The 13,483-nt window shown below is 62.5% G+C and carries 12 protein-coding genes; all 12 read right to left on the minus strand.

The features are described 5' to 3' along the window. Positions 1–21: 21 nt before the first annotated feature. Positions 22–1,908: a type IV secretory system conjugative DNA transfer family protein gene (locus BIO17B3_RS00090; RefSeq protein WP_084440237.1), complete on the minus strand. Its 1,887-nt coding sequence runs from the start codon at positions 1,906–1,908 to the stop codon at positions 22–24. A 112-nt stretch (positions 1,909–2,020) separates the two neighbouring features. Then, complete coding sequence (locus BIO17B3_RS00095) at positions 2,021–2,608, minus strand: hypothetical protein (RefSeq protein ID WP_064971532.1); 588 nt, start codon at positions 2,606–2,608, stop codon at positions 2,021–2,023. Between the two features lie 66 nt (positions 2,609–2,674). Next, positions 2,675–5,269 carry an ArdC family protein gene (locus BIO17B3_RS00100; protein ID WP_064971533.1) on the minus strand — a complete coding sequence of 865 codons (2,595 nt, stop codon included), beginning with the start codon at positions 5,267–5,269 and terminating at the stop codon, positions 2,675–2,677. 1 nt (position 5,270) lies between these two features. Further along, the gene (locus BIO17B3_RS00105; protein WP_156052516.1) at positions 5,271–5,432 is read right to left on the minus strand and encodes a hypothetical protein; all 162 of its coding nucleotides are present in this window, start codon (positions 5,430–5,432) and stop codon (positions 5,271–5,273) included. Next, positions 5,425–5,622, minus strand: a complete 198-nt coding sequence (locus BIO17B3_RS00110; RefSeq protein ID WP_156055401.1) for a hypothetical protein — start codon at positions 5,620–5,622, stop codon at positions 5,425–5,427. The genes BIO17B3_RS00105 and BIO17B3_RS00110 overlap by 8 nt, the downstream gene beginning before the upstream one ends. A gap of 11 nt (positions 5,623–5,633) precedes the next feature. After that, entirely contained in the window at positions 5,634–7,262 is a 1,629-nt protein-coding gene (locus BIO17B3_RS00115; RefSeq protein WP_064971535.1) for an LPD7 domain-containing protein, read from the minus strand. Positions 7,263–7,337: 75 nt separating this feature from the next. After that, a complete protein-coding gene (locus BIO17B3_RS00120) occupies positions 7,338–8,141 on the minus strand; it encodes a hypothetical protein (protein ID WP_064971536.1) in 804 nt (267 codons plus the stop codon). A gap of 15 nt (positions 8,142–8,156) precedes the next feature. Next, positions 8,157–8,891 carry a hypothetical protein gene (locus BIO17B3_RS00125; RefSeq protein WP_064971537.1) on the minus strand — a complete coding sequence of 245 codons (735 nt, stop codon included), beginning with the start codon at positions 8,889–8,891 and terminating at the stop codon, positions 8,157–8,159. Between the two features lie 48 nt (positions 8,892–8,939). Then, entirely contained in the window at positions 8,940–10,109 is a 1,170-nt protein-coding gene (locus BIO17B3_RS00130; RefSeq protein ID WP_156052518.1) for a hypothetical protein, read from the minus strand. Between the two features lie 113 nt (positions 10,110–10,222). Further along, a complete protein-coding gene (gene trbL / locus BIO17B3_RS00135) occupies positions 10,223–12,025 on the minus strand; it encodes a P-type conjugative transfer protein TrbL (protein ID WP_064971539.1) in 1,803 nt (600 codons plus the stop codon). A gap of 135 nt (positions 12,026–12,160) precedes the next feature. Beyond that, positions 12,161–12,667 carry a hypothetical protein gene (locus BIO17B3_RS00140; RefSeq protein ID WP_064971540.1) on the minus strand — a complete coding sequence of 169 codons (507 nt, stop codon included), beginning with the start codon at positions 12,665–12,667 and terminating at the stop codon, positions 12,161–12,163. Positions 12,668–12,777: 110 nt separating this feature from the next. After that, on the minus strand, positions 12,778–13,467 hold the full coding sequence (gene trbJ, locus BIO17B3_RS00145) for a P-type conjugative transfer protein TrbJ (protein ID WP_064971541.1): 690 nt from the start codon (positions 13,465–13,467) through the stop codon (positions 12,778–12,780). Positions 13,468–13,483 lie beyond the last annotated feature (16 nt).

Raw genomic sequence — 13,483 nt, forward strand, 5'->3', positions numbered from 1 at the left:
GCTGACCGAAGCGGCAAGAACTCAATCCTTGCCCCTGCCTGTCTCTTTTGGCGGCGGCACGGCGCAGCGGGCGGCGAATTCGGGGTCTTTGTAATAGATGATCTTTTTTGCATAGATCGGCGCATGACCGGCCACGAACACCAGTTCATCCTCGGGCGGCAGGCGCATGCATTCGTCTGCTGTCAGTAGCGGGCGAGACACGATCTGCTCATTCGTGTTGACGTTCTGCAGCACCACAGCCAGGCGGTTGCCCGAATACTGCCGCTGCGTATGCTCCACCGTGGCCGTGCCCGCCATCTTGCTCAGCAGCTCCGCCGTCTCAATCTTGTTGGGCGCGTAGGCGATGCGGATGTGGCAGTTGCTGATGATGGATTCGTCCTTGGTGTAGGCCGCATAAAGCTGGCTCAAATCTTGAACGATGAGCAATGCCTTCATGCCATAGCCCGCGATGAACGCCAGCGCTTCCTGGAACACGTCCAGCTTGCCCAGCGACGGAAACTCGTCGATGGCCAGCAGCAGCCGGTGCGGGTAGCGCGACTTGCCGCCGCCCTCATCAAAGTCCATGCTTTCGGTGAGCCGCCGCACCGTCTGGTTCAGGATCAGGCGCAAAAGGGGCTTGAGGCGGTCCTTGTCCGACGGCGACACCACAAGGTACAGGCTGGTGGCTTGCTGCATCAGGGATTCCAGCGTGAAGTCCGAAACCCGCGTGTTCTCAGCCACAATTGGGTCGCGGTACAGCGAGAGAAACGACAGCGCGGTGGACTGCACGCCCGACGCCTCGTTGCCCGCCTTGTTGAGGAACGACTGCGCGGCCTGCGCCGCGGCCCGCCAGCCATGCGCCGAGAACTCATCGGCCAGGCCGTCGTTGAGCATGGCATGCGCCGTGTCGCGGATCGCGGTCATCACGGCGGCAGACCCCTCCATGCGCTTGCCTCCGCTGTCCTGATCTGCAGCAGCGTCGGCCAGTTGCTCGGCCAATTCACGGATCGGGCCGCCGTCGGACAAAATGGCCTGCACGGTGGAGAGCGACTTGTCCTTGATCGGGTCATACAACAGCACGAACAGCACGATCCCGGTCATCAGGTCGAAGCCGGTTTTGGCCCAGTGGTCGTTCAGGCCCTTGCCGTCAGGGTCGACAATCATGGTGGCGATGTTCTGTACGTCCTTGATCAGATTGCCGTCCATGCGGATTTCCATGAGCGGATTGAAGCGGGCCGAATCCGGGCTGGCCGGGTCGAACTTGATGCAGCGCTGACCCAACGCCTTGCTGCGCCAGCCGGATGTGAAGTGCCAGCATTCGCCCTTGATGTCGTTGACCAGCACCGAATGCTTCCAGGACAGCAGCGTGGGCAGGATGATGCCCACGCCCTTGCCGGAGCGCGTTGGCGCGAACGCCAGGATGTGTTCAGGCCCAGCATGGCGCAGGTACTGGTCGTCGTAATCGCCAAAAAACACCCCGCCTGCATTCTTTTCATCGGGCAGCAGTCCGGTGGCCTCGACCTCTTCGGGTTCGGCCCAGTGCGCCGAACCGTGCAGATCGTTCTTCTCGCCTGCAGCCTTGCGCGTGCGCCGGAATGCCAGGGCCACCGGCATCAGCAGCGACAGAAGCCCGCCCACACCCATGATGAGGTGCGCGTGCTCAAAGACTTTCATGACCGCCAGGCCGTAGTCGAGCGAGTTGTATTTCCACGTCCACACCAGGATGTCGAACGGGAAATACACGGCGGGCGCGATCATGGGTTTGCCCAGCATCGGACTCCACTGCAATGCCCAGGCGGCGTATTCCGTGGCGGCCCACATCGAGACCAGCACGATCATGGTGAACAGGCCCAGGGCCGTCCACACGAAGCGGGTGATGTCCTTCTGCGCGCGGGGGATGTGGTACAGGTCGGGTTGGTGTGTGCTCATTTCTTTGCCCCTTGGGGTTGGTTGGATACCTTGATATGCGCGAGACCGGCAACAAAAAAGCCCGGCGCGCATCCCTGTGGCCGGGCTTGTGCTGCGCGACAAAGTGCGGGGTTTAGAACGTCATCGCGTAGCCGACGCTGAAGCGGCTGACGTCGATGTTCAGGCCAGCGGACACGGGCAAGCGGGTGTAGTCGTAGCCGACCTGCACCATGCCAGAGCCAGCCGCAAAGCCCACGCCCGCGTTTGCGCCCAGGTAAGTGCCGTTTTCAGCGCCGGGCACGCCGGACACCCCGAACGAGCGTCCAACCTTCGCGCCGCCGAACAGTTCAACCGGGTCTGCATCGACCGCAGCCTTGACGCCAACAGCAACGTGCTTGGCGGTGTAGGCGTTGATCTTGTCGTAGCCGATTTCGGCATACGGGGTCACGGCAGCAGACTTGCTGACAGTCACTGGCATGCCCGCAAACACGGAGAACTGTCGGGCATAGACACCTTCGCCGTGGCCGTCGGCCAGATTGCCGCCGAAGGCGACCGGGCCAGCTTGATCGGAAACACCCAGAGCAGCCTGCGGAACCGAGGCTGAAACGCCACCGGCTCGGATGCTTGATGTCGCGATGCCGCCGGTCACGCTCAAGCCACCCGCAAAAGCAGGGGCAATGAAAGCTGCGGCGAGGGTAGATGCGAGGAAGAGTTTTTTCATGATCTATTTAAGAAGAGCAAGCGGAAGTCCCGCTTGCTCGGATATGAGAAAGGGCGGCACTGCGCGTCAGCGTTCCAACCCCACGGTCGCGCGCGGGGCAGGGCGGGACGGGCGCGATGGGATGTCGCGCTGCTCCGGCTTGAATCCCAACTCCGCTGCCTTTCGGTCTTCCTTGGCGAGGATCTGACGATGCTCTTCGATGGCCGGCGCGAACTTCTCTTTCAGATCGGGGTATTCATCGAGCACATGCTGAGGCGGCATGCTTTTGGGTTCCATGCCTGGCGGGCGAACCGCATCTAGCATGTGGTCGTACAGCGCGTTATTGACCCGGTTTTTGTGCATCATGCGCAGGGCATCCTCTGCGGTCGGCCCCTCGGCATAGCCCATCAGTTCACCACGCTGCGCGCTGCCGTTGAACACGGCCCACTCCCGCCCATGGTTCGGGCCGAGTTTCTGCGCCGTGGCAACGGTGGCGAACTCGGCAAAGGTCAGTTCGTGAGGCTGCTTGGACAGCAATTCATTTTCACGCAGAAGTGCCTCCTGCATCCTGTCGGACGCGGAGGGTGCGGATTGAACCTCGGGCTCACCCTTGCCGCGAATGGCCGTCACGCCCAGACTTTTTCCATGCTCAGCCATCAGAAGCTGTTTGGCCGCCTGGTCGAGTTCAGCGACGCGCTCCGTCGGCGACAAGCCGTCCTTGACGGGGACGGGAATGTCGTCCCATCCCTGTGCAATCACAAACCCGCTGGACTGGGTGTTGACGTTCAGGATTTTCTCGACGGTTCCCTTGCCGTGCGTGAACTCGCCGCCTTTGTTTCGGTTCTTGTCCAGCAGGAAGGTCTTTTCGTAGGAGCCGCCCTTTTTGCGCTCCCACCCGCTGGCTTCCAGGGCTTCATGCAGGGTTGGCGGTTTACCCGTGGGTTTGCCTGCCTCTGGATTCAGCCCGCCGTCCACGCTCGGGCCGATGTCTTTTTCTGGCACCAGGAAGGAATAGGTTGCCATCTCGGTGAGCAAGCCTTCGTGACGCCCCATGAAAGGATCGGACATGGAGACCGGCCAGCCGACGCCTTGCTTTCCGACCCAGTCCTTGACGCAGGCGGCTTCGCTCTCGCCCAGTCCGCTTTCATCGCGGTTGACCAGAGCGCTGCCCCAATGCGCGGGCGCGTCGATCTCGATGGTCTTGAGCTTGCCTTGCGCCGGTTTGGGCTGTTGTACTGAGTCAGCCGCCAATTCCGCCACATTTACCGAAGCCTGCCGTTCCTGCGTGATCTGCAGGGCCTGCTCTTTGGCGAGTACGTAGTCCACCGCCTTGCCCGCTTCGGCTGCGGCCCGGAAGATTTCGTTCTTATCCTGCTTGAGCACCTTGGCCCAGGACTGCAGATAGGCGGTGTGCTGGTCATCGTCGTGCGGGATGCCGGTTTCCGCCGACATGAACGCCGAGAAAAGCTCGGCGCGCAGTTCTTCCTTGGCGTACCCCTCGGAGCCGAACGCATGCTTGCCGGTAATGCCCTCACGGTTCAACCGCTTCTCAGCGCCCGTGGCGTGTCCCATTTCGTGCAGCGCCGTGCCGTAATAGCCCTCAACCGACTTGAACGTATCGCGTGGGGGGAGGGCGATCAAATCTCCTGCCGGGGAGTAATACGCACTTGAGCCTTGGTGCACAAAGCGCAGACCGTCTTCCTGCATCGCGGCCATCAGCCGCTCGCCGCGCTCAACGACCGGGATGTTCTGGCGGGGGGCGAGTGGCGGCAGGTTGAGGCCCTCGCATTGCTCCGCGTTGAACACGACGTAGCTGCGCCCGACCAGTAAGTTCAGATCGCGCTCGGCCTGTTTCCAGGTGTAGTCGCGGGACATAACCCCGGCCCCTGTGCGTTGTTCGTGTGTGACCGTGATCTGACCTGGCGACACGACGCGCCCGCCGACCAGATGCACGCCCTCAGCATCGACCCCGCGCTTCGCGTCGACCGCGACAACGCGCCCGCCGAGCGTGAGTTCGACATCCTTGCGCGTCCAGAACGGCTTGTTGTCCCAGCGCTCAATCATCACGCCTTTTTCGCCCTTGCGGACATGTCCGCCCAAGTCGTTCGACTGCTTGACGGTCATCCAGCGCGGGTCGGTGTAGCCCTTTTCCATCGCCGCTAGGCCCAGCACGACGCGGTTGCCGCCAGCGTAGGGTTTGTCGGACACTGCGTTGCGCGGCAGTCCCTGCATCGTGTACCAAGGCTTGTCCCACGGCAGTGCGTTGCTGGAGTCGATGGCGGCAATCACTTTGTCGGTGAACTCCTGGCGGAAGTCGCGCGGCGGGGCCTTGTCTTGCAACTCTTTCTTTGCCCCTGCCTTTGCCTTTGCGCCGCCAGAGGCGGGCGCTTCTTGCTGCCTCGCAGGCGTAGCATCCAGTGCTTCTTGCAGCAAGCCCATGTTGCGCAGGTCCGGCAGATCAACCGAGACCGTGCGGTTCGCGTTGATCGTCAAAGCGCCATCTGGCACGGCGCGGAAGGCGTCGGCGATGGTGCGCGCGTTGGGCGAGTCATAGCGGGCGTTGATGATGTCGGCAAAGTCGGAAAACGAATAGGCGCCAGGGCCTTTGTCGGCCACAAGAAAGCTGTAAGCCTGCACGCCAAGGCGCAGGTCGGGACTGAGGTCTTCGATTGCGGTGTTCATCTCACACCCCCAGTCCGATGTCTTCGACGCCAAGCTCCAGCGCGTCCATCAGCGCCCGCTCCTGCTCAGCATCCGCGTCGTCAATGGCGGCAAGATCGTGATCGATGACGGCGCCTACGCGCTGCGCGTCGCGCGCAAGAATTTCAGTGCTTGATTCATTCATGACGGTTCTCCAAATCCTGGTTGATTTCTTTCAGTAGCCCGGTGATCTGGTTTTCGATGCGCCACGGCAGGCCCATCGACCAATCGACGCCGGACAGATCGCAACCGACCCATTCGGCCAGACAAAAAACAAGCCGGTCGTCGAGGCCCAGCGCTTCACGCACCAGGGCCTCGCGATCCGATTGGCTCAAGCGGCTCACGGTCAGAACCCGATGCCCTGGCCCATGTCCATGCCCCGCCCGGTACGCCCGGAGCGGAAGACGGCAGGTGCGGGGATGGCTTTTTCTTCGGACTTGATCTCGCGCTCTTGCTTCTCTTCGCGGCCCTCCTGCTTGGCCGCTTTCTCCGCGATCTCTTTGTCCAGCGCCTTGTCCGCATTGCGCACCAGAAGGCTCTTTTCGTCGGCCTCCTGCGCCTGGGTCTGCGCGGCGCTGCGTTCGACTTCCTGTGCCTTGGCGATGCTTGCGGCCAGTTCCTCGTTCTCGCGCACGCGCTCACCAGCAGTCATGTAAGCCACCTTGAACACTGGCTCCAATTCCTTGTCGAGCGATTCGCGGGTGCGAATCACGCGGTCATCGCGCACGATCACCACGTCCCGTGCCAGTTCCGTCAGGGAACCGTTGCGGGTCAGGTTGGGCGCGAGTTCCTTGAGCTTGCCGATGTCCACGCCACCATCGGGTTTGCGCAGATCGGCTTCGGCCAGAATGTGCAGCGCGACGTTCTGGGTTTCGCGAAACGCGGCACCGGCGGCCAGCACGCGCTCGGCAGGCATGACCACCACGCCATCGCCGTTCGCAGTGACACCCAGCGTGCCAGCCTGCTCGACCGTCAGCGGGTCAGCGCGCAGTTGCACCGGGCCTGTGCGCTCGGCAATCGGCTTGGCCACCGCCAGGTCACCCGTGATGCCGCGCTCGACGCTGGGCATCACTGCCCGCTTGAGTTGCGGGTTGGTGTCGCGGCCCTTTTTCCAGGCCATCAGCACTTCGGGCTCACTGTTCTGCAGCGGGTAGCCCAGCTTGCCCGCGATCTCCGCGGCTTTAACCTTGAAGGCGAGATCGCCGGTCAGCATCAACCCCTTTTGCAGATCGAACTTTTGCGCAGAAATCTTCAGCGCCGCCTCGATGTCGCGGTCATCGTTGCGCTGCACGTCCAGGCGAGAGCCGCGGTCATGGATCACGGTGCGCAGGCCGCGCTTGTAGTGAATCTGGCCGTCCTTGTCGATGTTGTTCACCAGGTCGGACAACGTGACCGCTTTGGGCGGCACACCACCGAAGCCTTCAATGCCGGAATCAGGAGCCTTCTTCGCTTCTTCCAAAAGCGACTCCAGCACGGGATCACCAGGGTTTTCCTGCGCCTTTTCGCCCAGGAAATCGACCCAGCGCGCCGGGCGCGGCATGGACTTGTCCAGTTCGCGCGCGGCGGCATCCTTGCGGGCCTCAAATTCCTCGACCAGCACGGCGGTTTCCTTGGCCAGCAGGCTGTCGTGCAGGTGAGCATCCACGCCCTCGGCAGTCAGCGATTCCGAGCGCTTGGCGCGAGCTTCCTCGACTTCGCCCTGCAGCTTCATCCAGCGCTCGCGCCAGTCCGCGTCGAAGGCGTCGATGGCGGTGTTGCGCTCGGTGCGCTGCGGCGCGGTCAATTCCTCGTATTCGTGGAGCAGATCGATGCGCTTTTGCTGCTCAACGGAAAGCTCCGGGTCAGCGTTTGCGGAAACATCGGGGGCAAGAGATGCGGACGGGGCGGGCTGCGCCTCGACCTCTGGTTGTTGATGCGGTTCGGCGGCAACTTTGGCCTGGGAAATCAGGGAGTCGAGGGTATCGAGTGCGCTCATGGAGTTCTCCGAAATAGGGTCTGTATGACTGGATATGGCGTGGACACGGCACGCTGCAGCAACGCCTCGCCTGGATCAGCGCTCGATGTCGGCCATGGGTTGGCGCTGCACGGACACGGGCCGGCCCTGGACAAGCGTAGGAACCGGCACCTTGTCCCACTTCTGGGCGTTGGCGATGGGTTCGCGGATGGTGCGCTTTGCGGCATCCTGGAGGGTCTTGTCGCGCCGGACTTCATCGAGCACGGTTTCTGGCGCCGGAAACAGCTTGTCTGCCCACTTGTGCGCCTCGGCCATCACGCCCAGCAGGTTTTTCTGCTCCGGGCCATAGTCGATCTGCGCCACCTTGCCATCCACAGCCCGCGCGGCTTCGTGTGCTGCACGTTTGGATGCAACGGTGTTGTCGGGCACCACAACAATGTCCTTGGCCTTGAGCGTGTTCTTCGCGAACTCGGCCACCGACTTCATGTTGTCCGGCGTGAACGAGGGAAGCACAATCGCCCGTTCCCCTGTCGCGTGGTAAATCGCCAGTGCGGACGCCACGGAATGCGTGACGACGACCTGGTTGCCGAACTCGACCGGGTCGGGCGCGTCTTTTGCAGTCATCGGCTCGCCCGCCATCATCTTGAACCGCATGGTTTCGGTCACAGGAATGATGGAAAACGACGCGGCGCCGAACTGCGAACCAGGGTAGATCGCCGCTTTGTCGGGGTTGACCTCGACTTTCTGCGCGCCGTCCAGTCGCAGCGTCTCGCCGACGACACGGAAAACCGGTACGGCGAACTGCGCAGGCTCGCCGCGCATCGCGGCAGCCATCGCCTGCCGGGTGAACTCGGGGCTTTGCTTGCCGAAGTCGGCTTCAAACTCGGGGTTCTTGAACATCGTGGGCTCCTTGGTTCAGCGGCCAATTTCAGCAATTGCGCGGGCGGGGTGAGACAACCCTATGGCTGGGGGCGGCGCGGCGTTTGAAATCGGCTCAAGAATCAGTCGACGGACATCGATGTCCCTCGCTTGTTCGGTCGCGTCGATCAGCGCTGACATGAGGTTGTTTTGCCCAGGCTGGAATGGCACGTTCGCCACCAAGGCGCCTGTTTCACGCGCCGCATTGCGCGCCAGCGCCCGCGACAGAATGTTGTTGTCGGGCACGATCACCACGTCAAAGCCAGCGGCGCGCATGTCGGAGGCCACCGCGCGAAAGTTCTCCGGGCGCATGGCTGCGATCGCATTTCGGCCGCCTTTCGCGCTTATTGCCAGTGCGGACTGGGAACTATCAGTAATAACCACCTTTGGCATCGCTCTGTTGAGCTCTTCGAGCTTGGGCAGTATTCCGTTGGCGGCGCCCAGCCGTTGATGGAATTGCTCGTAGCGCCACGGGGCGGCAAATGCGGCAGGATGGAGGCTTTGTTCTACGCCACTGTCCGGATACAGTGCGCTGAACTCGGCACGGTCGGCGCCATGCAGGCGCAACTTATGTATCGAAACCAGTTGCAGGGTGTCGCCAACTGGCGCGAGGACAGGAATCAAAAATGATGTTTCTTGGCCTGCGAGCGCCCGGCGGATGCCGTTGTCGAAATTGGCATTGCTAAACGCTTTGAGCCTCTCAAAATTGAAATTCGGGTCGTGGTCGTCCATAAAGAGTCTCCAGATGGGGATGTATGGATATAGCGTGGACACGGCATATCAGCGGTTAAGTTCGGCGTAATGCTCGATTTCCTCGCCCCTGTTTTTCTGCAGCAGATCGAACGCATCCACTCGATCAGCCCGCACCTGATCCGGCGAACGCGCTGCATCAATAAATTCGCGCACTGCGGCCATGCCTGCGCGCAGGTCGTGCTTGCGCTCTATGAGCAGGTCGTGCGCGTCGAAGCCGGGCTTGTTGCTGTCCACCAGCGCGACTTTCCCGCCGCAAATTTCGGCCGCCTCGACGGCCTTCTTGATTCCGACGAAATCGGACTTGCGAAGGTCGTTGTCGGCGGCGATCACCACTTCGTGCGATGCCGCCACTCCCGACGCCTTGAGCCAGCGCGCGAGAGCGGGCAGGTTGTGCGCGGACAGCGCCGCCAGCACCACGGTTTCTTTGCTCCCTGCCGCGGCCCACTGCGCCGTCGCCGTGCGCACCGCTTGCCCGGTGCGAACGCCCTCTGTGACGACAATCCGCGTGCCAGACGGAAGCCAGTCGGCGCCGATCTTCGCGCCAGCCTCGAAGAATGACTGGCGAAGCGGCAGCGGCACGAACGCGCCAGCCGTGCGCGAACCCGAAACGATGTACTTGTCCGGGGTCGCTGTTGTGTCCCGTAAAAGCTGCTGCGCGCCGCAAAGCTCGATGGACAGCGACCCTGGCGCGACAGGACGGAACAACGGGGCAATGAGATCGCCAGCATGCCGGTGCCCAGGCGGAAACTCACGCAGCCCCCCAGGGTGTACCCACGCGCCGCCCTTCACGAATTGCGGGTGATCGTCGCGTGGGAAAACTTTGGCATCCCATGCTGCGCGGACACCGGAAACACATGTGGGGTCAACGGGCTCGACCGCCGGTGGCGGCACCAACGCGCGTGATGGCGCATGGCGGATCGTTGACAGGTCAATGCCAAGGTCGCGCGCCGTGATGTAAGCCGTGGGCGACCCATCTTTTGCTTCTCGCCCAGCCCGCCAAGGAGCGGGGAGATCAACTCCGCCGCGATGCGAGGTGACGACCGCGATGCTGTCTTTGATCAGGATCGTTTGCGCATCGGACGATCCCGCGCCGTCGTTAGCCCGGTACATCGTGCCGTCGCGGCCTTGGTGCGGCTTGCCGATTCTCCAACCTCTGAACTCAAGATCGTTCAATACAGCCTGCTCGAATGCGGACATAAAAAATCCCCAGTAGTGCTTCTACGGGGATATGCGCGCGGGCGGCACGGCATAAAAAAGCCCGGCGCACCTCGCGGCTGGCCGGGCTAATCTCGGGAAGGGAAGGGCGAGCGTCAGTCGATGTGGTTCATCCGAATGCTCACACCGCCGGATTGCCCGTCGTGTGACAACCCAGGTTTGCGACGGTTTGCCTCGTATTGCAGGCTCTGCGCCCCACTCTTTAACGTGTCCGCCAAGCTGCGGCCCTTTGGCTTCGGCGCGTTGTCTTTTTCGAATTGGCGCTGCGCGGCAGAAGCATCCGCAGCGTTGGCCGCAGGCGAAGCATCGGCGCTTGCGCCGATTTGCGACTGAGTAGAAGCAAAGCCATTGCCACCCGGCGTTGAGCCAACCGTCGTGCGCGCCGAAGACAGCCCAGCTTCTTGTGTCGCTGGCGCATCGGCTTTGCCAAGTTCCGCGCCGGACTTCACGCCCTCTACAGCCTTGCCTGCGCCCTCTGCGGCTTTGCCTGCAACCTTGCCAGCGCCCTCTACAGCTTTGCCTGTCGCCTCAAGCCCCTTGCCTGCGACCTTGCCAGCCGCTTCGACACCGGTTCCGACCGCCGCACCCACCGCGGCAATGGCCTGCCCGGCAACCGGGATGACATTCGCAGCGCCGGACGCAGCCTTGATGCCGGTTCCAGCGGCAGACCCCGCGGCGCTAACCCCTTGCCCCGCTGTCTGCAAGCCCTTGCCCGCACCGGACGCCAAGGATTCCAGTCGCGAAGTGCCAGACACCCCGCCGACCGGACCGCCGCCCAGCATCGCACTACCGCCAATGCCGCCTTTAGCTCCACCCGATCTTGAGTCTGGAAGCAGCCCTGCAAGCGCGCTTGCGCCTCTCATACCCGCAGCGCCGCCAGCCAAGCCCGCCGCAATCGGAGCCACAGCCATGCCGCCTGCAGCGGCCCCGGCGTTCGACAGGCTCATGGCGGGCGAGCCATTCATCATCGACCCGGCAATGCCCGGCACCAGATAGCCCACCGCGCCATAGGCCAGCGCAGTCGCTCCCGCGGTCAGGAAGTCCACCGGGCCGACGACATTGTTTGGCGGCGCACCGGCCTGCACGGCCGCCCAGTGTTGAATGATGATGTTCGCAAGCTGTCCGCCAAACCCAGCAACCAGGTAAATCGTGAACAGCTTGATGCCGACACTGACCGCGTAGCCAAAGTATTTTTCAGCGAAGGGCAAGGTCCAGCGGCTTCCAGCGAACCCCAGCATAAGCGCACCGCCGCCGATCACGATGTAACTCTCGATCGTCGTGATCAGCAGCTGGATCGCGATGGCGAGGAAGCCGAGAATGATCATCAGCCCTGTCATGCCGATGAAGATTGCCGACAGAAATCCTTGTCCAAGCGCGGCGATAGAGTCGCCGGGGTGAAAAATGCTGATGCCGCTGGACGTTTGCTGCCCGTTGATGCCATTCGCCACGGAAATCACTTTCGCCGCGGTATTGATGCCAGCGTCCAGAATTTCTGACGGCCCGACCGCGCTTGAAATGGACGTCGCCCCGCCGCCGCCGACGGTCTGCCCGGCCTGGACGAAGCTGTTGATGATGGGGGGAATCCAGGTCGGCGCTTCGGTCAACAGCATGGCGAAAAACGCGATGCCGAGAATCTTGAGCGTTATCGAAGTCAGCAGTTCACCGAGGTCGTTTTTGCGCAGCGTGTAGTTGATCGCAGCCCAGGCAAACTCCAGCCCCGCGAGCCCGAAAAACAGCGGGCGGGCGAGATTGAGCGATGCGGTCATCCAGCCCGTCGATGCCGACTGAAACGCGGTTTGAATCTGGTCGAGGACGCCATTGCCTGCGTATGCGGCAGGGGCAGCGAGGGCGAGCAGCAGGAGTGGCAGGAGCCAGCGCTGGGGGCGGTTGATTTTCATGGGTCACCTGTTGTTGCGAGGGTTGTCAGGTGGATATGCGAGACAGCGGCACCGATGCGACCGCGCCGGAAAGAACAAGGGGCAAGGAAGCCACGGGTTCCTTGCCCCTGTTGCTTGCTTTGGCCTCAAGCGGGATCAGTAGAACCCCGCGCCCGTGGTCTGCACTGCGGCGCAGGTGCCGGTTGCGCCAAGGGTTTCTTTGCCCAAAGACTGGCACCACGCAGCCTGTGCGGTGCGCTCTTTGGGGTGCGCCTTGAACCAGCCGTGGTCGCGCCCTGCATAGGGGCCTTGGGCCTGATCGACTCCGGCGTAAAGGTTCTGGCAGGACACCGTGCCGCGCCGCTTGGTCACGGCATCGGCACTCGCAACCGCATTGCCCTGGGCGTCCTTGCCGCCGCACCACAGGGCTTCTTGCCATGCCGGATCGGCGGCTTCGCCGACCACGGCGTGACTGTTCAGTTGCGCGGCGTACCAGGCCACGGTTTGCCCGCCGAACGGGCCTTCACTGGCATTGATCTTCGCCCCAGCAACCGGGCCAACGCCAGGTGCGGTGACGGACGATGCTTGTTGCCCGCAGCCCGACAGCAGGGCGGCGGCAACGATAAGCATCGCGGGAATGGAAAAACGTGCAGACGGTTTCATGGGGCGCTCCTTTGCGCTTGAAAGTGTGGGAATTGGGACTGTTTCTATGAGTCGCCCCGCACTCGCGCCCGAAGGCCGTCTGTACTCTGGATGTTACCGAAGGCGGCAAATCAGTAAAAGCCCGCACCGGTTGATCCGTTCAGAAAGCTCTGGTTGATCTGGTTCTTTTGCAGGTCTTGCGCGTTTTTCGCGCCGACGGCGTTCAGCTCGACTTGGCTGTTGGTCATGATCGTTTGCTGCAGGCCCTGAAGTTGGTTGACCAGCATCCCGGAAATCTGGTTGCCCGCCTGTAGTACCTGCATCCGCCCCGTCGCCGACTGGCTGGCGTTCTGGATTTGCTGTAGCGCCTGCTGCTGCGTCTGGAAGTCCTGCGCCTGCAATCCGTAGGAATTGAGCGCCTGCTGGATCTGGCTGGTCAGGTTGCCGTTCCACTGTGACAGGTTGGCTTGGTAGCTTTGCCCGTTCACGCCGTACTGCGCCTGAACCCCGGCAGCCGTGTTCTGCGAGGCGTAGGTCAACCCCTGCGCTTGTCCGACAAGCGTTACAAGCGACTGCAACTGCCCGGCGATGTTCGGCCAGATTTGATCCGGCAGATTTTTCAGGTTCATCGCCTGGTTGTAGACCATCTGGAACTGCGCTTGCAGTTGCTGCGCCTGGGTGGCGTACTGCTCGACGGCGGTCAGTTCCTGAACGATCTGTTCAGGAAACGTGGCCCCGGCGATCATGCCGGTGGCGTGAGCGGGCGTGCTGGCGAGGGCGGCAATCGCGCCCAAGGCGACGATGGATTTTTTCAGAGTCATGAGGGTTCTCCTGCGA

Origin of the sequence: Thiomonas sp. OC7 (assembly GCF_900634595.1) — a bacterium.
GTDB classification, from domain to species: domain Bacteria; phylum Pseudomonadota; class Gammaproteobacteria; order Burkholderiales; family Burkholderiaceae_C; genus Thiomonas; species Thiomonas arsenitoxydans.